Origin of the sequence: Dyella sp. RRB7 (assembly GCF_022761115.1) — a bacterium.
GTDB lineage: Bacteria > Pseudomonadota > Gammaproteobacteria > Xanthomonadales > Rhodanobacteraceae > Dyella.
This window is the reverse complement of record NZ_JAKWJS010000002.1, coordinates 35,342-57,002: the sequence shown is the minus strand read 5'-3', so window position 1 is coordinate 57,002 and position 21,661 is coordinate 35,342. Positions and strand designations below refer to the sequence as shown.

Sequence of the window (21,661 nt, the reverse complement as noted above, 5' to 3'; positions counted from 1 at the left end):
TGCCGCAGTGACAAGCCGTGCTCGTCACCGCCCCGACACCCTCCATCGAAGGCTCAACACCATCATGCGCAAACGGCTTGCCCTCCAGATCGCGCTGCTCCTCGGCAGCGCCACCTCTTCGCTCGTGCTGGCGCAAACCGGCTTGCCTGCCAGTGCGGCGCCCGCCATTGCGCCCATGCCGCTGGCCCAGGCGCTCGACCAGTTTGCGCGCAGCAGCGGCCTGCAGATCGTCTACGCGGCCGATGTGGCCGACAGCCTGCGCAGCGGTGGCGCCGCAGCAGGGCTCGATGCCAGGCAACAGCTGGCGCAGCTGCTGAAAGGCACCGGGCTGGGCTATCGCTTCCTCACCCCCACCACGGTCAACATCGTGCCGGAGCATGCCGCGGGAAACGCGACGGCCGCGGACGCAGCGACGTCGCGCGGCCTTCCGCCGGTCAATCCCAATGACGGCACGCACGATCTCGCCCCGATCAGCGTGCATGCCAACGCCGTGGATACCCTGGCGCCCAGCGCCGCACCGCTGGATGCCGTGCAACCGACCTCGGTGATCGACGAACGCTTCATCCGCGACGGCCTGCGCTTCAACGCCAATTTCGACGACATCATCAAATACGCGCCCAGCGTCACCGTCACCTCGCCGGAAGGCCCGGGCCTGGGCAAGAACGAAGGCATCAGCATCCGCGGCTTCCAGGACGGCCAGTTCAACGTGACTTTCGATGGCATTCCGTTCGGCGATGCCAGCGACCTGCACCACACCACCTCGGCCTATTTCAACAATCACGTGCTGGGCCAGGCCGAGATCGATCGCGGCCCCGGCGGCGGCTCCACCATCGGCAACGCGACGTTTGGCGGCACCGTGGCCTTGCGCTCGCGTGATCCGAACGAGGTACCGGGTGTCACGCCGTACATGACCATCGGCAGCTGGAATACGCGGGCCGGCGGCGTCAACGTCGATGAGAACCTTGGCGACCACACCAAGTTGTTCGCGGATATCTCCAAGGAAGCCAGCGATACCTATCTCAAGGGCACGGACGACCGTCGCGAGCATATTTTCATCAAGACCATCACCGAGCTGGGCGAGGCAACCACGCTCACCTTCGTCACCAGCTACAACCGCGAGCACCAGAACACCGTGCAAGGCGCCACCAAGGAAGAGATCGGCCAGTACGGCTGGCGCTACGGCCTCACCGACGATCCCGCGTTGCAGTCGTACCAGGGCTACAACAACGCGGCTTACTACTCGAGCTTCACCTACGTGGGACTCGCCAGCCGCCTGGGCGACTGGGACGTGGACAACAAGGTCTACCTCAACACGTTCGACCACTGGGCCAACAAGACCAGTGACGCGACCGACAACGACCCTGCCGACAATGGCGTCACGCTGTATGACGCCAAGGGCAAGAAGGTGGGCAAGTCGGCCACCGATGTACCTGGCAAGCTGGCGGATTCGGGCTTCCATGCCTTTGGCGACGTGCTGCGGCTGGCGCGCGAGCTCGGCCCGGGCACGCTGCAGACCGGTGTGTGGCTGGAACGCAATCTCGACGCGCGCTACCAGTTGCCGCTGGACATGACCACCGGCGAGGCCACCGGCACCAAATACGGGCCGCTCTACAACTACCAGTTCAACGATCGCACCGACACCGCGCAGCCCTTCGCGCAGTACGACTGGAACGTCACCGACACCTTCACGCTGAGCCCCGGCGTGCGCTATTCATCGGTGACGCGCCAGCTCAATGCGGCGCTCAACAAGATCTCGCCGCCGGTACCGTCCTACGCCCAGGCCACCTACGATGCCACCCTGCCATCGCTGAGCGCGCACGAGAAGCTCAGCGACGAGTGGAGTGCCTATGCCCAGGTCGCCAAGGGCTTTCTCGCGCCGCCGATCGATGTGATCGAACTCAACGGTGCGCATGGACTGGACCCGGAGCAGACCACCAACTACCAGCTCGGCACCGCCTACGCGACGCGCCAGTTCACCTTTGGCGCCGACATCTACTACATCGACTTCTCCAACTATATTGCCCAGGCCGAGGTGAAGACCTCCAACGGCAACGAGAGCACCTACGTCAATGCCGGCGGTGCGATCTACAAGGGCGCGGAAGTGGAGGCCACCTACGCGCTGACGCAAACCCTCAGCCTCTATGGCAATGCGAGCTACAACAAGGCGAACTACAAGAACTCCGATGTGCAGGTGGCGGCCACGCCCAAGACCACGGCGGCGCTGGGACTGCTCTACAGCAGCCCGCAGGGATACTTCGGCTCGCTGATGGGCAAGTTCGCCGGCAAGCAATACGGCGTGGACAACGTGACGCTCAGCAATGGCAACAGCATGTTCCAGAACAGCCAGCCCATCGCCGGCTACCTGACCACCGATGCCGCGCTGGGCTATCGCGCCGATCACGGCCCCTGGGGTACCAAGGGCTACTCGGTGAGCGTGGATATCAACAATCTGTTCAATGTCCACAAGATCACCGGCTACGCCGGCACCCAGTCGGTCAGTGGCGCACCGTTGTTCTTTGGCCTGCCGGGCCGCGGCGTATTCCTCGACCTGTCGGTGAAGCTGTGATGCCTGCCGCCTCCCGGATCTCACTCATGGGGCGCTGGTTCCTTGGCTTCTGTGCGCTCGGGCTTGCCCTGACGGCCACGGCAAGCACAGCGCCGGAAACAAGGCCGGCACCACAGCTGCTCCTGCGCATCGTGGTGATGCGCCACGGCGTGCGCTCGCCCACCAGCGCACCAGGGGAGCTGGCGCCCTACGCCCATCGTCCCTGGGCCGAATGGCCGGTCGCACCCGGCATGCTCACCAGCCATGGCGCACAAGGCATGACCGCGCTGGGGCAGCGCTATCGCCAGTCATTCGGCGATGCCGGGCTATGGTCGGGGCGTTGCGGCACGCTGGACAAGGTGGTGGTGATCGCCGACAGCACCCCACGCAATCGCGCCAGCGCGGCGGCCTTGGTGCAGGGCCTGGCGCCTTCCTGCCATGGTCATTACCTCGCCCTGGCCGCGGACCAGTCCAACCCGCTGTTCCATTTCGGCGAATCGAAGGATGCCAAGGAAGACGATGGCGCGCCGTCATCCATACCTACCCCATGGCCACCCGATGCACTCAGGCTGTTGCAGCGGGTACTGCTGGACTGCAGCGGCGACGCGTGCCTGGCGCAGGCGAAAACAGCCGGACGCAAGCTGCTGGTGGACCCGGCCCATGCTGACGATGCCGCGCGCGCCAAGTCGCTCAAGACCGCCGGCAGCCTGAGCGAGAACCTGATGCTGGAATATGCGCAGGGCTTGCCGATGGCGCAGGTTGCCTGGGGAGCGGGCGACGGCGGCACCATCGGCCAGCTCATCACGCTGCACAACCTGCAGTTTGCATTGAGCAAGAAGAGCATGCCGGCGGCCGTGCAGGCGGGCTCCAACCTGATGGCGCATATTCTGGCCACGCTGCAGCAGGGCAGTGGCGCAACGCCAGTGGTCGCCCCCTTGTCCGACCGGCATGCCAAGGTGGTGATCCTGCTCGGTCACGACACCAACCTGGCCAATCTCGCCGGCATACTTGGGCTGGACTGGCACGACGCACGGCAACCGGACGACTATCCACCGGGCGGCGCACTCGTGTTCGACCTGCTGGACGAGCATGGCCAGTACACCGTGCACGTGGCCACTGCCATGCCGACGCTCGATGCCTTGCGTCGTGCCGACTTCAGCGAGGAAGAAGCCCTCGTGCGGCATACGCTCAGCCTGCCCGCCTGCCCCGGCCAGTCCACCTGCCCGCTATCCGTGGTAAGCCATTGGCTGGGCTCCCGCCTGGACCCGCAGCGCATCGAGGAAGCCATTCCCGTCATGCCAATCAACATGCCCTGAGCGGCCCTTGAACCCCTGCTGGCCTTGCCGGCGATGCTGGCCGGCTACAACGGCATCTACGGCCGCAGCGGCAGGTTCGTGATGTACAGCCAGACCCGCATGCTGCAGTTCGAGGCGATCGCGGCGGTTCTTCTCCTGATCGTCATGATCCTCGCCATACGCTGGGCCATCCGTCGACGCAGGCGCCGCCACGCCGCCTCGGCATAGCGTGCCCGCCTCGAAGGAACCCGATGCGCCAGCTACCCGCCACCATGACCGAAATACGGATCAACGCGCCGGGCGGCCCGGAGGTGCTGCAACCGCATCTCGTCCCCGTTCCGCGGCCGGGCCCGGGGGAAGTGCTGGTGCGTGTCGAGGCAGCGGGCGTGAATCGACCCGACGTGCTTCAACGTGCGGGCCAATATCCGCTGCCGCCGGGCGCCAACCCCATTCCCGGGCTCGAGGTGGCCGGCACGGTGGTGGCGCTGGGCGAAGGCACCCACAGCTTCGCCCTGGGTGATGCCATTTGCGCACTGACCAACGGCGGCGGCTATGCCCAGTACTGCGTGGTACCCGCTGGCCAGGCCATGCCGATACCCGCAGGCATCCGGATGCTGGAAGCGGCCGCCATTCCGGAAACGTTCTTCACGGTCTGGGCCAACCTGTTCGACATGGGGCACGCCCGCAAAGGTGAGATCGTACTGATCCATGGCGGTACCAGCGGCATCGGCACCACGGCGCTGATGCTCTGCCGCGAATTCGGCATACGCACCTTCGCCACCGCGGGTGGCGCGGAGAAATGCGCGGCGATTCGCGAGTTGGGCGGCGAAGCCATCAACTATCGCCAGGAGTCCTTCGCCGAGGTCGTGCTTGCCAGGACCGATGGGCATGGCGCCGACGTGATCCTGGACATCATGGGCGGCAGCTATTTCGCCGACAACCTCGACACCCTCGCCCGCGATGGACGGCTATTGATCATCGGCGTGCTCGGCGGCCCGGTGGCCGAGCGGGTCAACCTGCACGCGATCATGGCCAAGCGCGCGGTGATAACGGGCTCGACCATGCGTCCGCGCACGACCAGAGAAAAAACGGCCATCGCCGAAGCCCTGCAGAAGCATGTCTGGCCCGCGCTTGCGCAGGGCCGCTGCGTGCCGATCATCCACGCGGTCTACCCGCTGGAACGCGCCGCCGACGCACACCGCATGATGGAAGCCAGCGAGCACATCGGAAAGATCGTGCTCGAAGTCGGCGAACGCTAGTAGACCCGCGCTTCCAGGCCCGCCATGGACGGAAACGGCGTGCGTCCGCGCGACGTCTCCACCAGCTCCTCCATCTGGCGCCGGGCCTCCCGGATCTGAAGCTCGCCAGAGGGATGCCGGCGCAACTGCGCGCGCAGCAACTCCACCTCCTGCTGCAGCAGCGAGTTCTGCTCAACCAGCTCGTCGCATGCGCGGGAAAGCAGGTCGTTTTCGCGATCCCATTCCATGACACGCTCCGCCTCGTCGCCAATGAGGGACATTGAAGCTGCCTCGACCGCCGTTAAACCAGCGTGACCCTTTGGATAAAACTTTCGCGCCGCGTTCATGGACAGCTGATATAGGCTCATGCCATGGCCAAGTCACGCGCCGAACTGGAGCAGATGCTCGATGCCCTGGACGCATTCATCCCGGGGCTGGTGCGGAGCAAGCCGGACGCCGGCGACTTCTGGGACGCATTCAACCGCCTGGCTGATGCAGTGCAAAAAAATGCCGCCCCTGGCGATAGCGGCTGGGTTTGCGACCGGCTGGACGCCATCCAGGTAAAGCATCATCTGGTACCACCCGCCGACCAGATCTGAGCGAGGCCCTGTCGCGGCGCTCACACTCGCCCTGTCGATGCCGCCTTACAGTCAGCCATTCAACGCGTGGACAGATACGCGCCCAGGGCCTGTATGTCGTCGTCCCCAAGCGTCTGCGCCACGCCCTGCATGATTCTCGCATTGCTACTTTCCGCACGCGCGCCGCTGCGGAAATCGCCCAACGCCTTGCCGACATACAACGATGACTGGCCACGCAGGTGGGGAAAAGTGGCCCATGGCGGTGACGGCTTGCCATCCGGCTCCGGGCGCGGCCCCATCGCGTCGACGCCATGACAACCCTGGCATGGCGGAATGCCTCGCGCCGGATCGCCCGCCAGATACAACCTCGCGCCCGCCGATGACTCATCGGCTGGCCCGGCCGGCTTGGGCGCGAGCGATGCGTAATAGCTGGCCAGATCGCGCATGTCCGCATCGCTGAGCGTGGCCGCCTGCCCGCTCATGATCGGGTCGTTGCGCTGCCCTTGCTTGAACTGCTTGAGCTGCACATACAGGTACGTGGCCGACTGCCCGGCCAGATTGGGGAAGTTGGGCGCGATGGAAATACCTTGCGGCCCATGGCAGGCACCGCACACCGTTGCCTTGCCCGCGCCCGCCTTCGCGTCGCCGCTGATCGGCTGCTGCCGACGAACATCGGCAAACGCCGGCGGCTTGGGCGCGGCGCTGGATGCGGCGGCCGGCGCCTGCTGGGCAGCCGCAGCGCTGGCAAGCACGAGGGCCCCCAAGAACATGGGCAGGCACGCAACGAAACGACGGATCATGGCCGCGCCCTCCCTAGAGCTTCAAGGTAACGAAGGCGCCCAGCACCGCCGCGTGCCAGTGCGTCTGCGGGCCCAGGTCGGTATACACGCGGTTGCCGATGACCAGGTCGCCCGGCGAATCGAAGCCGGTGTAATGCCAGTCGGCAAAGCGTCCAAACTCATACTGGCTGTAGAGACGCAAACCGACGCGCGGCGTCAGCGCGATATTCATGTTGGCGCTGAGGGTCTGCAGGCGATAGATGTTGGCGGGAAAGCTGTTGCCGATATCGGCGGTCGTGAGGATGTTCCAGTAGGAAGGTGAAATCGCGCCCATGCTGCTGTAGTCGTACCCGTTCACTCCATGCGAGTAGGTGTAGTTGTAGCCAACGTCCAGCTTCACCCGCGGCGTGAACACATGACTGATGGTCAGGCCCGCATTGGCGTCGCGCTCGGTATCGGTGGCAGTCCAGAAGTTGGCATAGGGATACATGGGTCCGCCGAACTCCATGTCCGCCTGCAGCGGCGAGGTGCCGATCAATGCCTCGTTGTCGGCCACGTTGCCCTGCTTGATGCGCGACGACTCGATGCTCAGGTAACTGTTGAAAGTAGTCGTCGCCGACGGCGTCCAGTCGAAGGAGACATCCGCGCCGGTGGTGCCGACGGACTGCCGCCCGATATCGGCGCCGTAATGGTTGCGGTTGCCATAGACGGTGGTGGTCAGCGTCGCCGTATTGCCCAGCGGGGTGGTCAGGATCGCCTTGAGCTTGGTCGCCTTGAGGTTGCTCATGTCGTACTTGTACATCTGGTCGACGGTATAGGCGACCACGCCCAGCGCATCCTGCACATAGCCGGGAAGCGATGGCGAATACCAGTTCATGTACGGAAACGCGTTGTACGGCCCGCCCGTGCGCTTCTGGTACTCGTAGCTGAAACGCAGGGTGGAATCGCCGAACGACTTGGAGTCCCAGGTCAGCTTGATGTGCTGGTCGTTGAGGTAAGTGCGCTCGCGCTGCTGCGGGGTCTGGTGATCCAGCGTGTAGGTGAGCCCCAGCGAGTTCTGATTGTTGAGTTGATAGGTACCGCCAAGCTCGCCCTGGCGATCGTTGTAGCTGTAGGGAATATTGGCGAACTGGGTGAAATAGGACTCGTACAACGGGTTGCCGGCCTGGAACAGGCCCGCCTCCGCATTGCCGATGATCACTGCCTGCGAGCCGCTTTCGTGCAGGAATCCATACTGGCCGGTCAACGGGTTGTACATGGTGTAGCGCGTCATGTTGTTTTCGCCGTACCAGCGTACGTTGGCGTACCAATTGAAACTGGCCGTGGGTCGAAAGCTCAGGCGCAGGTTCACCAGGCCGGTATCGATGCGCGCATCGCCATTCTGCTGCGACAGTGCCGCCGTGGTGTTCCAGTCGGAACAGGGAATGCCAGTGGTGCCGATGAATTGCCCGCTGGGGCAGAACATGGCGTTCAACGGCGCCTGCAGCGTATCGTTCTGGCGCATGCTGCCGTACGCCGCCGAGGCGGAGAACTGGCCGTTCCACCACTTCAGCGCATGCGAACCTTCCAGCCGCACGTTGTAGTAGTTGTTGTCGGGCTCCAGCGAAAACGTGCCGCCGGTAATCGACGTGGCCGGCCCCGGCAGCACGCCGAACGGTGCGGTGAAATCCAGGTAATCCTTGTGATCGCGGAAGAACGAAGCGGTCATGGTGAAGTTGAATAGCCAGCCCGATGCGCCCGCCTTGTTGCGCAGGCCCAGGTTGATATCGGTGGTGGTGAAATCGACCGGCCGCACGGTTTCGTTCTGCCCGCCCATGACGCCCGGCACGCTGGGCGTGCCGATGCCGCCGGGCCCCGGCGACAGGAAGGGATAGCTGAAGAACATGGAGCCGCCCCAGTCACGGTCGCCGTTGCGGTTCTCGTTGGTGACGCCGCCGTAGCCGATCCAGTCCCGCCCAAGCGCGCCCTCCCAGCTGACGCCTTCGCTCTCGCGTGTCACCGACAGCGTTCTCCGTGGACGCTGGGCTTCGACCGCGGCTATCTGCGCCTGGCTGCTGACCCCCGGCGTAATCCCGGGCGGCAAGGTGAGGTTGGTCGAGCCCACGCCATTCCACAGGGGATAGGCGTCGGTACTCAGGACATGGGGAATGTCACGGAAGAACGCCTCGATGCGGTAGCTGCCGTACTGGCCGGCGCGCAGGCGGTAGTACTGGTCCTTGTCGCTGACGTGGCTGCCGCGAAACTCCACGTATTGCCCGGTTTTGCGGTTATAGGCGGAGAACGCGAGCATCCCCACGGCGCCGGCATTGCGCCAGTCCGAGTACATCTGGAAGAACTCCGCGTTGCGATCGCCGCTGGTATGGATATAGCCGAACTGCAATAGCCACGAATAGGTCCAATCGCCCTTGCCCAGCGGCGCTTCGTCCGGCGCCTGGGCGGGATACGGGTACAGCGCACCGGTGGGCGTGCGCAACTGGTCGGGATGCAGATACGACATGCCCATCGGATCGGGCGTGGTGAACGGCGCCCAGCCGGTCGGGTCCAGCGTGTTGCCAAACTGCATGTTGCCCACGCGCTGGGTATCGCTGGTGTCACTCTGCGCCCACACCACTGGCGCACACGCCAGGCCGGCCAGCACAGCGAGGCATGCGCTAAGGGGTTTCCGTGTCAACATCGTCCGCCTCCTTATGCCACGCGCATTACGGCTACTGGTGGAACATGGAACCGTTGGGATTGTTCGAGCCATGGATGTTCGTGTGACAGGTCAGGCACGAACGCCCCATCAATCGCTCGTCGGGCACCAGGCCGTTGCGCATGCTCTGGCGCGTCTGCAGGTCATTGGGATGCCGGTTCATGGTGTGGCATTGCTGGCACAGCATCGGCAGCGGCAACACCAGCAGGGTTTGCTGGTTCGACCCATGCGGGTCGTGGCAATTGAGGCAGCTTTCACGCACGGGCGCATGCTCGAACACGAAGGGTCCGCGCTTCTCCGCGTGGCACGTGTAGCAGGTCTCGTTCACCGTGTCGGTCTTCAGCAACGGCTTGGTGATGCTGCCGTGCGGATTGTGGCAATCGGTACACGCCATCTGCCCCTCCGGCAGCGGCATATGCGAACGTCGATTGAACTTCACCAGGATGTCCTGATGACAGGTCGCGCACACCTGGTTGATCGACGACTTGGCCAGCACGCCTTCCGGCGAGTTGCGCACCATCGGGTTATGGCAATCGGTGCAGGACAGGCCGCGTGCCTCGTGCACCGAACCCAGCCAGTGCTGGCGGGCGCCGCCGACGTGACAGCCCAGGCATACCGTGGTTTGTGTCTCCGCCGTGCTGGCGCTGCCATGGGTAAAGGCAATGATCGAGCCCTTCGCCGTGGGGTTCTTGGCGTGATCCGAGCCCGGTCCATGGCAGGCCTCGCAAGCCGCCTGGGGCCCGGTGTTGGCCGCACCTGCACGGAATGACGCCACATGCAGCGAATGCGAGGCCTGCAGGTTCTCCAGCGCATGGCAGGCAATGCAGGTCTTCGCACCCACGGCCTGGGCTTGGGGTGCGAGCGGATTGTCAGGCACCCTCGCGGCATCGAATGGCGTGGCCGGGTTGTCGCCAACCGGCTGCAGGTGCGGATCGGCGTTGCGCGCGGCATTGGCGCCCATGTCAGTCGAGGGCAGCATCCGCGCGATGTCGCTCTGGCTGAGCGCCGGGCTGCCAGCCGAAGTCGATGCCGACGACTGGGCCTGCGCGCCCGGCGCCATCAGCAACAGCCCGCCCAGTGCGAGCCATAGGGAAAGCACAACCGCAACCCAGAGCGGCAAGGCACGCATGGCTTCAGATCCCCTTCTGCTTTGCGTGTTCAGATCAAATCGATGCGCGAATTAGCCCCAGATTCGCGCCATCCCTGTGATGCCATGAAAACCACGGGCGCCAGTATTCATGCGGGCTTAGCGCGGAGTAAGCGCCAACTTACGGAATGAATATCCAAGATCACCGAACAATCGGGCTGAATATTGCACTGCAGCAAGGGCATGGCCTGACTGGGGTAGCCTAAAGAGGGCTTCGCAAGGACCAAGGCCATGCAGGATCTGAATGACATCCTCTATTTCGTCCAGGTGGTGGAACAGGGAACCTTTACCGCAGCCAGCAGGGCGCTGGGCGTCGCCAAGTCGCAACTGAGCTTTCGCATTGCTCGGTTGGAGGAAAACCTCGGCGTGCGGCTCATCCAGCGAACGACCCGCCGCCTGCATGTCACCGATATCGGTCGCCTGTATTACACCGAGTGCCTGCAGGTGATCTCCGCCGCCCAGCAGGCGCAGAACGTCATTGAGGAAACCCAGTCGGCGCCGCGGGGACGCCTGCTGGTAGGTTGCCCGGTGCTGTTCGGCCAGGCCTTGCTTGCGCCTGTACTCACGGACTATCTGAAACGTTTTCCCGAAGTGCAGATAGACCTCGGCATCTGCGGGCATCAGGGCGACGTGCTCGCCGAGGGTTTCGACATCGCCTTCCGCGTGCGCCAGTCCGTCAAGGATTCCAGCCTGATAATGCGCAGCTTCGGCATGGATCCACAGCTGCTCGTGGCAAGCCCGGCCCTGCTCGATGGAAGGGTTGCGCCACGACACCCCAAAGATCTGCGGCGCCTGCCGAGCGTCAGCGTGGTCGGCGAAGACGGCCGCCATTTCTGGTCGTTGACCGATCGGCAGGGGCGCAGCGAATCCATCGAGCATCATCCGCGACTGGTGACGGACGATCTGCACGTGCTGTTTCGTTCGGTATTGGGCGGCGTCGGCATGGCCCAGCTGCCGCAATGGCTTTGCCGCAAGGCACTGGCACAGGGCGAGCTGGTTCGGCTGCTGGCGCCGTACACGCTGCCGCCCGGCAACGTGCATGCGGTCTACCCCTCACGGCACGGTCACACGCCCGCCCTTCGCAGCTTCATCGAGTTCGTGGCGCGCGAACTGCCACGCATCCTGCTATCTCTACAACGCCAGTCGAATGCCTATGCATCCGACGCCCTGGTGCAGGCCATCCAGGCATGACACCCGTGATGGCCTGCCAGCAGGCCGATCAATGACAGACCAGCACCGGCACATCGCAGCTGAGCATCACCTTGTGCGTTTCACTGCCTAGCAGCATGCGTTCCAGACCTTTGGTCCCGCGCGAGGACATTACGATCAGATCGCAGTGGTGCTTGTTGGCGGCCGCCACGATGGCCACATAGGGGCGCAGATCGAATACGAACTCGGTATCGCAGGGCACGCCGGCGGCGCGTGCACGCGAGGCCACTTCATCGAGATAAGTGCGTGCGCGCTCCTTGGCCAGATCGGAATAGGAGGCGCCCGACTTCAACAGCTCCGCCACAAAGGAAACCGCCGGCAACGGCGGCAGGACGTGAATGGCATGCACCCTGGCCTGCAACCGGCTGGCCAGCGCGATGCCGGTATCCACGGCATTGAGTGCATGCTCGGAACCATCGACGGGCAGAAGAATGTTCTGGAACATTGCGGAGCCTCCCTTGGCATTGCCTGGCATCAGTGTATCCCGGCCGACGTGTCGCAACGTGCATGACGCGTCTTGTGTCGCCGGTGGCGTAAAGTGTCCATGCTTCCCCCCTGTCATGGGCTGAGGCATACCGCCGCGCGGCAGATTGACGCCCGGCCGTGGCCCGCGCCGGCGGGCACGCCTAATCTCGCCATGACGGGCAATGCACGTGTCTTGGGCAACGCTGCCGTATCCACGCTCCCTTCCTGCACATCCCACCAACCACCCAAGTGGCAACCGACGAGGCTACCCATGTTCCAGCACATCCTCATTCCCATCGACGGCTCCGAGCTGTCCATGCGCGCGGCCAAGACCGGCATCGAACTGGCCAAGCTGAGCCAGGGCCGGGTCTGCGCCCTGCACGTGATTCCACCGTTCCAGACCATTGCCTACATGGGCGCGATACTGGCCGCCACCGAGTACGCCTATAACGAGGAAGCCGAAGCCAATGGCAAGCGCTACCTCGCCGATATCCAGGCCATTGCCGAAACGGCCGGCGTACCGTTCGAGGGAAAAACCATCTACGGCGACCAGCCGTTCGAGCTGATCGTGCAAACCGTCGCAGAAAAACACTGCGACCTTGTGGTCATGGGCTCGCATGGCTGGCGAGGCATGACCCGCCTGTTGCTCGGCAGCGAAACCCAGAAGGTGTTGCTGCGCTGTGACGTGCCGGTACTGGTCTGTCACTGACCAGGCGACCTCATTGACTCAGGTCACTCCCGGATCACCGTCGCAGGCGTACAAGTTCCCTGTTCGCCACGTTGGCGGTTCCTCACCTGTTCGGAGGACGACATGACCATCTCAAGCCACACGCTCAACCCCTCGGCCGAAGCGGGCTTTTCCCCATTACCTGGCGCGTTGGAGGGCGATCACTGGATCGAGCCGCTACGCGACGGCACGCCTGTGCTGATCCGCCCACTTCGCACCTCGGATCGCGAGCTTGAAACGGATTTCATACGCAACCTGTCACTCAAGTCCCGTCGCCAGCGCTTCCTCAGCGACTTCAAGGAGCCTAGCGAGGCGCTGGTCGATCAAATGATGAATGTCGATTACGACAAGCGCATGGCCTTCATCGCGCTCATCCACGACGACGGCAAGCTGCGCGAAATCGGCGTCAGCCGCTACTGCGCCACTACCGACCAGACCCATTGCGAGTGCGCCGTCACCGTGGCCGATGACTGGCAAAAACGGGGCCTGGGTGCATTGCTGATGCGGCATCTGATCGACGAGGCGCGCAAGCACGGCTTCAAGAGCATGATTTCGGTGGATGCCGCCTCCAATCAGGCCATGCGCGAGCTGGCGAGGCATCTTGGCTTCACCCGCCGACTGGATCCGGCCGACCCGTCGCAGGCCATCCATACGCTTGACCTGTAGCCCAGCCATGAGCGCCATGCCGCCTCCTGCCGGTGCACCGGTCGACCTACTCGCCCTGGTCACCTCCACGCAGCCGTGGAGCCCGGCGGCGAACGTCGCCATGACCCTGGCGGCAAGCTTCGGCGCCAGGGTGACCGGCTGCTTCGTGGGTCCATCCTTGCGGACGTTGCGCGGGGGCGAGGCAGAGCCTTCCGTGGTCGCGCTGCTGCTCGATGAACCGCAGGAAGATCCTGCCGATCGGGATGCGTTTCTCGCACTGGCCCGGCAAGCCGGCGTGCACGGCGCTTCCTGGCTGGTGACTCGCGCGGGCATTGCAAGAACCCTGCGCCAGCTGGGCGCGTGGCACGACCTCGTGGTGATCGAGCGCGACCTGGTGCAAGACGCCAACGTGTTCGAGGTGCTTGGCGAGGCCTTGCTCACTTGCCACGCTCCCTGCCTGATACTGCCGCCGGCCTGGCATGCTCCAGCACAGTTCAACCGGATCGCCATGGCCTGGAATGGTTCCATCGAATCCACCCGGGCCATGCATTCGGCCATGCCATTCGCACTGATGGCGCGTGAGACCGTGCTTATCGACGGGGAGTCACCCGCCGATGAGGACGACCAGGACCGCGCTCCGCGCTTCGATCCGCAGCGCTATCTCACCGCCCGTGGCGTCAAGGTAAAAGCACGCCGCCTGCACATCACGCCACAGGATGCCGGCGAGGCGCTGCTGCGCGAAGTCGCGCAGACCCATGCCGACTTGCTGGTCATGGGCGCCTATGGGCATTCACGGGTGCGCGAACGGGTCTTTGGCGGCGCCACCCGACACATCCTGCAGCACGCCACGGTACCCGTACTGATGCAGCACTAGCCGTTCGCCTGCTCCGGCACGCCGGAGCAGGCATGCCGTCAAAGCGTCAACTTGAGATCGGCCACGTAGGTGCGCTGCGGAAACGGGTGATACAGGTAGTACTTCTGGTTGGTCAGGTTGTCCACGCCAAGCGAGGCCGCCAGATGTTCATTGATCTGATAGTGCGCGCGCGCATCGAACACCCGGAAACTGTCGAACGCGCCAAACACGTGCGGCGTGTTGTCGGTATTGTCCAGCGTCGAGTACTGCCGTCCGCTGTAACGCCCCGCCAGGGTGAACGCCCAGGTCGCATTGGGACGATACGTGGCCATGGCGGTGGCTCGCCAGCGCGGCACGTAGGGGGCGTGCTTGCCTTCGGAGGTGGTGCCCGCGGTGCTGACGAAACTGTCGTTGGAGAGAATGGTGGAATCGACGAAGGTTACGCTGCCCGACAGCTCCAGCCCTCGTATCAGCACGTTGTCCTTCTGCGCCACCAGTTCCACGCCGCGATTGCGCAGCTCGCCCACGTTCATCACGTAGGTGACCGGCACGGCCACATTGGGCAGGGTCGACGTCTGCGAGATCAAGGCCTGCCTGGTGTTCTCCTGGAACAGCGACAGCCGCAGCAGGCCCTGGTCGACGGCATGTTCCACCGCCAGCTCGCCGCTGCGCACGCTTTCCGGCTTCAGGTCGGGGTTGGGCACGCTGTAGGTCGAACCGGTGGAGACCAGCTGGTATAGCTCGCCCACGGTGGGAAAACGCACGGCCTTGGCCAGCGAACCGGTGATGCGCCAATCCGGCGCCGCACTCCACTGCAACGTCGCCTTGGGCGAGAACGCATCGGCCTTTTCCACTGGCTGCTGCACGGCGGTCTTGCCGCTGAAGTTGAAGCCGTCGCTGGCCTTCCACCATTCGTAGCGGCCGCCGACGGTCAGCAGCCACGCGGGCGCCAGTTGCAAGGCGTCCTGTATCCATAGCGCCTGCGTCGTGGTCTTGCCGCTGCCGGCCGAATAAAGCGTGGTGACGGTGGACGGGTCCTGCCAATTGGCGAGGTTGCTGGTGGGGTTGTCCAGCTCGTAGCGGTCGGCATGCGCGCCCAGCGACACCTCCTGTCCACCGCCGATACCCTGCGGACGCCAGATGCCCGTGGCATCGGCCGTCGACCATTGGGTGCCGCCGTAACTGGCCAGCCGGCCATTGGTGGTCACCCCGGTACCGCTGGTGGCGCCGGCGGGCGACCACTGGTTGTCCTTGATGAAATCGTAGTGAGTCACCACGAACGAAGCATCGTAGTCACCCTTGGTGTCGGACTTCACGGACAACGCCTGCATCAGGTGATGCGCACTGAGCTGATAGATGTTGCTGGCGAAGCCCGCCACCTTGCCGTAGGTCGGGTCGCCCTGCGCATCGGTGAGATAAGTGTCGGCATGCGACTGGCCGTGATTACTCCAATAGCCGGCCAGATAGCTCACCTGCCACTGCGGCGTGATGTCATAGCTGAGCTTGCCGTTGAGATCGAGCATGCGCGTGTGCAGCAGGCCACCGGCGCCATAAACGTTGGCCACCTGACCCAGCTTGTTGAGCGCCGGCACCGTGCCGCTGGTGCCCGCGGGCGTGCTGGCGCCGGTGATCATGGATAACGGCTGACTGAAACTGTTGGCCGCATTGGCGCCGAAGAACCAGCCCAGGTTCCCGCTGCGCCCGCCGGCGGTAAGCGTGGTCTGGCTGGTGCTGTAGTTGCCGTGGGTGCCGTACAGGTCAAACGACTGCACGGCCTCGGTCTGCTTGATGGTGACCTCGGTCTTGTCCGGCATGCGCGTGACGATGCGCATCACCCCGCCCATCGCATTGCCGGCATAGGCCGCCGAAAACGGCCCGTAGAGCATATCGACATGATCGATCGCCTCCGGCGAGGTCATGCCCCAGCGCGGCGCACCGATGGTGTTGTTGTTGGCGATCAGCGCCGAAATCGGAATGTCGTCGATGTACACCAGCGTGCGTGCGCTGGAGTTCAGGCCCCAGGTGCGCGTGGCCAGTACCGGCTGCGTATCGCCGTAGTTGCGCTTGCGGATGAACACGCTGGGCAGGTACTTGGCCGCGTCTTCCACATCCACCGCGTTGACGGTCGCCTCGATACGCTCGGCGGGCACGCTGGCCAGGGTGGCCGGAAAGGCTGGTGGCGTCACCGGCTGCGTCAGCGCCGTCACCTTCACCGCGCCCAGGCTGGTGATCCGCTTGTCGGAAGAGTTGGTGTTCTGTGGATCGGCATCGCCCTGTGCCAGGGCCAGCGAAGAAGCAAGCAAGGTCAGCGGCAGGCCCAGGGCCGCGCCGCGAAGAAAAGAAGAACCCATGGTAGTGAATCCATTGATCACCCACGCCAGCCGTGGCGCAGGCAGTGCCCGAGCAACCACGGAACAGCCTGGCGAGGCGGCGCGATCCCGCGCGCGACTCATCGCCCTGCAACCATGGCTGTCGTCAATAAAGGGGCGTGTATGCGCACTGCGCACGCACGGCCCATGCCGTCGTCATCCGTAGCGGAGCGACGGCGGCCCTCGCGGATTCGCACTGAGCAACGGCCGCGCATGCCAGCGCCCACCGGCTTCGACGAACGGAAGCGGCGCCGGGGCCCAAGCCGCCAATGCCATCGGGGCTGCATGACCACCCAGCAGCGGAGCATGTCCCAGCAACGCGCAATAGCCGCACTGGTCGGTATGGTCAGCCGGATCGCCGGGGGGCGACGGATGCTGGTCGCTGAGTCCGTGGCCGGTGCACCAGGCACCGAGGTCGGGCGACCACCATGCGGACGGCAGTGCGCGCGAAACGGTGGGAGCGGCCACCAGCAGCCACATGGCGGCAAGTGCCAGCCATGCAGCGAAGCGCTGTTTTGCCCTGCTCCGGATCAAATGCGTCCCCAGTCCGCCCAAGCCTTGAGTAGGCTCCAGGCATGGTCGCATAAACATGTACCGCGCGCAGCATGAGGCGCCTGCGGCATGGCGCCACGCGTCACTGGAAATCCCGTGAGCGGCTGTCGAGCGTGCCAAGCAGCTGGCTGAAATCGATCAGGCGATGCGCGATGAGATGGCTCACGCCATCCACCTGTTCCCAGCGCCCCTCCACGCCGAGCAGGCGCGCTTCCAGGTAAATGCGTCGCTGCCGCTCGGCCACCTGGCTCCAGACCACCACGTTGATCGGCCCGTATTCGTCTTCGATGGTGATGAAGGTGACGCCGCTGGCCGTTTGCGGGCGTTGCCGCTGGGTGACCAGGCCGGCGGTGCGCACGTGGCTGGCATGCGGCTGGTGGCGCAATGCGCGCCCATCGGTGCAGTGCAATGCGTGTAGCCGCGCGCGGATCTGCCGCACCGGATGCGGCCCCAGGCTCAGGCCCATGCGCGCATAGTCGGCCAGCGTGTTCTCGCCCTGCGAGGGTGGCGGCAGAGCCACTGCCGGCTCGGCCGGACTGGCATGCCCGAACAGCGGCAGCTGCGGCTCGATGCCCGCGATGGCCCAGCGCGCGCGATGGCGATGACCGGCCAGTCCACGCAGCGCATCCGCCTCGGCCAGCGCCTCCTGCTGCTGCCGGTTCATGCCGGTGCGTGCGCACAGGTCGGCCACGTCATCGAAGGGACGTCGCGCCCGTTCCGCCACCAGCCGTTCCGCCATGTCCTGGCGACAGCCGCGCACCTGGCGAAGACCCAGCCGTATCGCCAAGCCGCCGCGCGAGCTGGTGTCGTGTTCCAGTTGGTTGTCCCAGTGGCTATGGCGCACATCGACGGGGCGCACCTTGACGCCCTTGCGCTGCGCGTCCTGCACGATCTGGCTGGGCGAGTAGAAACCCATCGGCTGCGCATTGAGCAAGGCGCACAGGAACTCCGCCCGGTAGTGGCATTTGAGCCAGCTGCTGGCATAGACCAGCAGCGCAAAACTCGCGGCATGGCTTTCGGGAAAACCGTAGGACCCGAAACCCTTGATCTGCTCGAACAGGCGCGCGGCGAAGTCGGGCGTGAAACCGTTCTTGAGCATGCCGTGCATGAGCCGCTCGCGATGGCCCTCCATGTCGCCATTGCGCCGCCATGCGGCCATCGAGCGGCGCAACTGGTCCGCTTCGCCCGGCGAGTATTCCGCCGCGTCGATCGCCAGTTTCATCACCTGCTCCTGGAACAGCGGCACGCCCAGCGTACGTTCGAACACGTTCTTGAGCTTGTCCGACGGATAGCTGACCGGCTCCTCGCCGCGCTTGCGGCGCAAATAAGGGTGCACCATGTCGCCCTGGATCGGGCCGGGCCGCACGATCGCCACCTGGATCACCAGGTCGTAGAAATTCGCCGGGCGATGACGCGGCAACATCGCCATCTGCGCGCGCGATTCGATCTGGAACACGCCGATGGTGTCGGCGTTCTGGATCATCTCGTAAGTGTCGGGGTCTTCCTTGGGAATCGTCGCCAGGGTCAGCTCGCGGCCGTGATGGGACTTCAGCAAGTCCAGGCATTTGCGCAGGCAGGTCAGCATGCCCAGCGCCAGGCAATCGACCTTGAGCAGGTGCATGGTATCCAGGTCGTCCTTGTCCCACTGGATGATGGTGCGCTCGGGCATGGACGCGTTTTCCACCGGCACCAGCCGCGACAGCGGCTGGTCGGAAATGACGAAGCCGCCCACGTGCTGCGACAGATGGCGCGGAAAATCCCGCAGCTCGGCGGTGAGCGCCAGCACGCGCCGCAACACCGGGCTGTCCGGATCGAAGCCGCGCTCGCGCAGGCGCCCTTCGATGGGATCATCGCCGTCCTGCCAGGCGAACACCTTGGACAGCAGGTCGACCTGGTCCATCGGCAGGCCCAGCGCACGCGCCACGTCGCGCACGGCGCTCTTGCCGCGATAGCAGATCACCGTGGCGGCCAGCGCGGCACGCTCGCGGCCATACTTGCGGTAGATGTACTGGATGATCTCCTCGCGCCGCTCGTGCTCGAAGTCGATATCGATGTCCGGCGGCTCGCCGCGTTCGGCGGAGATGAAGCGCTCGACCAGCAGCACGGTTTCGACCGGGTCCACGGCGGTTACACCTAGCGCATAACAGACCGCCGAGTTGGCCGCCGAGCCGCGCCCCTGGCAAAGAATGCCCTCGCGTTGCGCAAAGCTCACGATGTCCTGCACGGTGAGGAAATACGATTCGTATTTCAGTTGAGCAATCAGCGCCAACTCATGATCGATCTGCTTGCGTACCTCGGGCGGCGCGCCTTGTGGCCAGCGCCAGCGGATGCCCTCTTCCGTCAGATGGCGCAACCATTCGGTGGCGGTGTATCCCTCGGGGACCAGTTCGGCCGGATAGGTGTAGTGCAGGTCGGTGAGCACGAAACGGCAGCGCTCGGCGATGCGCACGCTTTCTTCGCGCAGCGACGGGGGGTAGATTGCCGCCAGCGCCTCGCGCGTGCGCAGGTGGCGCTCGCCATTGGGAAACAACAGGTCGCCGGCCTCGGCCACGGTACGGTGATGGCGCAAGGCCGTCATCACGTCCTGCAGGGCACGGCGGCGGCGCACGTGCATATGCACATCACCGGCGGCGACCATCGGCAACCCCAGCGAGCCGGCCAGGGCTTCCAGCTGCGCCAGGCGACGCGCATCGTCGGGGCCGCGGTGCAGCTCGACGGCCAGCCACAAGCGATCGCCGAAGCATGCGCGCAGCCATTGGCCATGCTCGCGCGACGGCTCGGCCGATGGCAGCCACAAAGCCAGGGTGCCGGGCAGGCCATCGGCCAGATCCTCGCGGATGACGCGGTACGTGCCCTTGCCGGCCGCGCGCCTTCCGCGCGTGATGAGCGCGCACAAGGCGGTATAGCCGTCCTGGTTTTCGCACAGCAGCACCAGCTTGGGGCCGTCCTCCAGCTGGAACTCGGCGCCGACGATCAAGGCCATGCCGGTATCGCGTGACGCCTCGAACGCGCGCACGATGCCGGCCAGCGAGCATTCGTCGGTGATTGCCAGGGCGCGATAGCCGCATGCCTTGGCACGCTCGAACAGCTCGCGCGCGCTCGACGCCCCGCGCTGGAACGAGAAGTTCGACAGGCAATGCAGTTCGGCATAGTCGTTCATGCGAACCACCCGTGCAGCATCCATCCACCCTGCTCGCCCGGCGCGCAGAACACCCATGCGCACTGCCCCTGCGCGGTGCGCACCACGTAGTAGTCGCGACGCATGTCGCCGCCGTCCCACCAGCCGGTCTCGATACGTTCCGGGCCTGCCAGGATGGTCGGTGCCGGGCCGCGCAACGGCTGGGGCGTTTCAAGCAGCCAGGTGGGTCGTGGCAGCGCTGCCACGCCAACCGCCGCCACGCCCGTCGTCGTGGTTTGCGCAAACTCGGGGCGCGGATCAACGGTGCGGCGCAGATGCTGGATGGACGCCTCGCCCAGCCGCGCGCGCAGGCGCTCGCGCAATTGATCCAGCGGCACGGCATGGGCGGGGCGCGTGTCGAACAGGTCGCGCCCCGCCGGCACGAAGGGCGGCAGGTCACGCGCCACCAGCCGCATCGCCACCACGGCTTGCGGCAACACCAGGCGTTCCAGGCGACCGCGCGCGCAGTCGAACAGCAAGGCGGCATCGCGCCCGGCGGTGAGCATGCCTACCGTCACGTGCGTCGGCGGCCCGCTGCGATGCTCCAGCTCAAGCTCGAAACGCTGCACGCCACCATCGCGCCCGGCCAGGTAGGCGGACAGGTCGCCGGTCAGTCGACGCAGCGGAAACACCAGCGCCTCGACCTGCTCGATCTCGTGCGTCCACTCCATGCGCTGCTCGAACGTATCGGGCGGGCGATAGCTTTCCATCGGCGCCGGCTCATCGCCCAGCAGGCGATCGATCTGCATCACCAGCCCGCTGCCGAAACGCCGCTGCAGGCCGGCGCGCGGCAACGCGAACAACTGCCCCAGGGCGCGGATACCCATCGCCGACAGGCCCTGCGCCGCCTCGGCGGGAAGCCGTGCGCGGGCCACCGGGATGGGCGACAAGGCATGTCGCAAGGCATCGGGCGTCATCACCGCCATGCCGTCGTGGACGCCGGCAAGCACATAGGCCGCCTGCGCCGTCGGCGCCAATGCGATGCGATGGCGAAAGCCCAGCTCCTTCAGGTCGGCGCGCAGCAGCGCTTCAAAACGCGGCCAGGGCCCGAACAGGTTCAGGCTGCGGCTGACCTGCAGCACCACCGCATGCGCGAACAGCCCTACCTCGCCGCTGTAGCGATACGCCCAGGCGGCGAGCAGGCGATGCCAGCGCGCCTCTTCCTCGGCATCGTGCTCCACCATGGTGAACTGGCTGAGCAAGGCCTGCGCCGCGGCCAGACGCTGCCCGCGATAGAGGCCGGCGGCGCGCGCCGATGCATTGGCCGCGTGCACGATGCGCGCCTGCGCCGGCCCGCTGACCAGCACCAGCGGCTCGTCCGATGGCGGGCGGCGCCGCAGGACACCGTCCAGCGCCAGTTGCGGCAGCAGTAGGCAAGCCCATGACATG

Annotated in this window: 17 protein-coding genes; 9 read left to right on the top strand and 8 right to left on the bottom strand. The window is 65.3% G+C overall.

Annotated features, from left to right (window positions below):
* The first annotated feature begins 64 nt into the window (after positions 1–64).
* From MJ606_RS06590 to MJ606_RS06575, 4 genes are read left to right on the top strand one after another with little or no spacing between them, the layout of a single operon-like run.
* Positions 65–2,566, top strand: a complete 2,502-nt coding sequence (locus MJ606_RS06590; RefSeq protein WP_243048652.1) for a TonB-dependent receptor — start codon at positions 65–67, stop codon at positions 2,564–2,566.
* A 26-nt stretch (positions 2,567–2,592) separates the two neighbouring features.
* Entirely contained in the window at positions 2,593–3,861 is a 1,269-nt protein-coding gene (locus MJ606_RS06585) for a histidine-type phosphatase (protein WP_243048651.1), read from the top strand.
* A 33-nt stretch (positions 3,862–3,894) separates the two neighbouring features.
* Complete coding sequence (locus tag MJ606_RS06580) at positions 3,895–4,068, top strand: hypothetical protein (protein WP_243048650.1); 174 nt, start codon at positions 3,895–3,897, stop codon at positions 4,066–4,068.
* 23 nt (positions 4,069–4,091) lie between these two features.
* Positions 4,092–5,099, top strand: a complete 1,008-nt coding sequence (locus MJ606_RS06575) for an NAD(P)H-quinone oxidoreductase (protein ID WP_243048649.1) — start codon at positions 4,092–4,094, stop codon at positions 5,097–5,099.
* Here the strand turns inward: MJ606_RS06575 and MJ606_RS06570 are convergent.
* Positions 5,096–5,326: a hypothetical protein gene (locus tag MJ606_RS06570; RefSeq protein WP_243048648.1), complete on the bottom strand. Its 231-nt coding sequence runs from the start codon at positions 5,324–5,326 to the stop codon at positions 5,096–5,098. The two genes, MJ606_RS06575 and MJ606_RS06570, sit on opposite strands and share 4 nt — an antisense overlap.
* A gap of 123 nt (positions 5,327–5,449) precedes the next feature.
* Between MJ606_RS06570 and MJ606_RS06565 the strand changes: the two genes are divergently transcribed.
* Positions 5,450–5,677, top strand: a complete 228-nt coding sequence (locus MJ606_RS06565; RefSeq protein ID WP_243048647.1) for a hypothetical protein — start codon at positions 5,450–5,452, stop codon at positions 5,675–5,677.
* Positions 5,678–5,736: 59 nt separating this feature from the next.
* Here MJ606_RS06565 and MJ606_RS06560 read toward each other — a convergent pair whose 3' ends face one another.
* The 3 genes from MJ606_RS06560 to MJ606_RS06550 all read right to left on the bottom strand — a co-directional run bounded on the left by MJ606_RS06560 (position 5,737) and on the right by MJ606_RS06550 (position 10,226).
* The gene (locus MJ606_RS06560) at positions 5,737–6,408 is read right to left on the bottom strand and encodes a c-type cytochrome (protein ID WP_243048646.1); all 672 of its coding nucleotides are present in this window, start codon (positions 6,406–6,408) and stop codon (positions 5,737–5,739) included.
* A 61-nt stretch (positions 6,409–6,469) separates the two neighbouring features.
* Complete coding sequence (locus tag MJ606_RS06555) at positions 6,470–9,109, bottom strand: MtrB/PioB family outer membrane beta-barrel protein (protein WP_243048645.1); 2,640 nt, start codon at positions 9,107–9,109, stop codon at positions 6,470–6,472.
* Between the two features lie 31 nt (positions 9,110–9,140).
* Entirely contained in the window at positions 9,141–10,226 is a 1,086-nt protein-coding gene (locus MJ606_RS06550) for a DmsE family decaheme c-type cytochrome (protein WP_243048644.1), read from the bottom strand.
* A gap of 279 nt (positions 10,227–10,505) precedes the next feature.
* Between MJ606_RS06550 and MJ606_RS06545 the strand changes: the two genes are divergently transcribed.
* Positions 10,506–11,465, top strand: coding sequence for a LysR substrate-binding domain-containing protein (locus MJ606_RS06545; protein WP_243048643.1), 960 nt, complete (start codon positions 10,506–10,508; stop codon positions 11,463–11,465).
* Between the two features lie 28 nt (positions 11,466–11,493).
* On the opposite strand, the gene MJ606_RS06540 is transcribed toward MJ606_RS06545, so the two are convergent.
* A complete protein-coding gene (locus tag MJ606_RS06540; protein WP_243048642.1) occupies positions 11,494–11,928 on the bottom strand; it encodes a universal stress protein in 435 nt (144 codons plus the stop codon).
* A 291-nt stretch (positions 11,929–12,219) separates the two neighbouring features.
* Here MJ606_RS06540 and MJ606_RS06535 point away from each other — a divergent pair, with 291 nt between their 5' ends.
* The 3 genes from MJ606_RS06535 to MJ606_RS06525 all read left to right on the top strand — a co-directional run bounded on the left by MJ606_RS06535 (position 12,220) and on the right by MJ606_RS06525 (position 14,194).
* Positions 12,220–12,657, top strand: coding sequence for a universal stress protein (locus MJ606_RS06535; protein ID WP_243048641.1), 438 nt, complete (start codon positions 12,220–12,222; stop codon positions 12,655–12,657).
* Between the two features lie 102 nt (positions 12,658–12,759).
* Positions 12,760–13,341 carry a GNAT family N-acetyltransferase gene (locus MJ606_RS06530; RefSeq protein WP_243048640.1) on the top strand — a complete coding sequence of 194 codons (582 nt, stop codon included), beginning with the start codon at positions 12,760–12,762 and terminating at the stop codon, positions 13,339–13,341.
* 16 nt (positions 13,342–13,357) lie between these two features.
* A complete protein-coding gene (locus tag MJ606_RS06525; protein WP_243048639.1) occupies positions 13,358–14,194 on the top strand; it encodes a universal stress protein in 837 nt (278 codons plus the stop codon).
* Between the two features lie 38 nt (positions 14,195–14,232).
* Here the strand turns inward: MJ606_RS06525 and MJ606_RS06520 are convergent, their stop codons facing one another.
* The 3 genes from MJ606_RS06520 to MJ606_RS06510 form a co-directional block, all read right to left on the bottom strand.
* Entirely contained in the window at positions 14,233–16,524 is a 2,292-nt protein-coding gene (locus MJ606_RS06520; RefSeq protein ID WP_243048638.1) for a TonB-dependent receptor, read from the bottom strand.
* A 652-nt stretch (positions 16,525–17,176) separates the two neighbouring features.
* Positions 17,177–20,254, bottom strand: a complete 3,078-nt coding sequence (locus MJ606_RS06515) for an error-prone DNA polymerase (protein ID WP_243048637.1) — start codon at positions 20,252–20,254, stop codon at positions 17,177–17,179.
* Entirely contained in the window at positions 20,251–21,660 is a 1,410-nt protein-coding gene (locus tag MJ606_RS06510) for a DNA polymerase Y family protein (protein ID WP_243048636.1), read from the bottom strand. Before MJ606_RS06510 ends, MJ606_RS06515 begins: the two co-directional genes overlap by 4 nt.
* Position 21,661: the final 1 nt, after the last annotated feature.

Excerpts from the sequence above, each read along its gene's own strand:
- MJ606_RS06590 (WP_243048652.1), top strand. The coding sequence starts at position 65 with ATGCGCAAACGGCTTGCCCTCCAGATCGCGCTGCTCCTCGGCAGCGCC.
- MJ606_RS06585 (WP_243048651.1), top strand. The coding sequence starts at position 2,593 with ATGGGGCGCTGGTTCCTTGGCTTCTGTGCGCTCGGGCTTGCCCTGACG.
- MJ606_RS06580 (WP_243048650.1), top strand. The coding sequence starts at position 3,895 with ATGCTGGCCGGCTACAACGGCATCTACGGCCGCAGCGGCAGGTTCGTG.
- MJ606_RS06575 (WP_243048649.1), top strand. The coding sequence starts at position 4,092 with ATGCGCCAGCTACCCGCCACCATGACCGAAATACGGATCAACGCGCCG.
- MJ606_RS06570 (WP_243048648.1), bottom strand. The coding sequence starts at position 5,326 with ATGGAATGGGATCGCGAAAACGACCTGCTTTCCCGCGCATGCGACGAG.
- MJ606_RS06565 (WP_243048647.1), top strand. The coding sequence starts at position 5,450 with ATGGCCAAGTCACGCGCCGAACTGGAGCAGATGCTCGATGCCCTGGAC.
- MJ606_RS06555 (WP_243048645.1), bottom strand. The coding sequence starts at position 9,109 with ATGTTGACACGGAAACCCCTTAGCGCATGCCTCGCTGTGCTGGCCGGC.
- MJ606_RS06545 (WP_243048643.1), top strand. The coding sequence starts at position 10,506 with ATGCAGGATCTGAATGACATCCTCTATTTCGTCCAGGTGGTGGAACAG.
- MJ606_RS06540 (WP_243048642.1), bottom strand. The coding sequence starts at position 11,928 with ATGTTCCAGAACATTCTTCTGCCCGTCGATGGTTCCGAGCATGCACTC.
- MJ606_RS06535 (WP_243048641.1), top strand. The coding sequence starts at position 12,220 with ATGTTCCAGCACATCCTCATTCCCATCGACGGCTCCGAGCTGTCCATG.
- MJ606_RS06530 (WP_243048640.1), top strand. The coding sequence starts at position 12,760 with ATGACCATCTCAAGCCACACGCTCAACCCCTCGGCCGAAGCGGGCTTT.
- MJ606_RS06525 (WP_243048639.1), top strand. The coding sequence starts at position 13,358 with ATGCCGCCTCCTGCCGGTGCACCGGTCGACCTACTCGCCCTGGTCACC.
- MJ606_RS06520 (WP_243048638.1), bottom strand. The coding sequence starts at position 16,524 with ATGGGTTCTTCTTTTCTTCGCGGCGCGGCCCTGGGCCTGCCGCTGACC.
- MJ606_RS06515 (WP_243048637.1), bottom strand. The coding sequence starts at position 20,254 with ATGAACGACTATGCCGAACTGCATTGCCTGTCGAACTTCTCGTTCCAG.
- MJ606_RS06510 (WP_243048636.1), bottom strand. The coding sequence starts at position 21,660 with ATGTCATGGGCTTGCCTACTGCTGCCGCAACTGGCGCTGGACGGTGTC.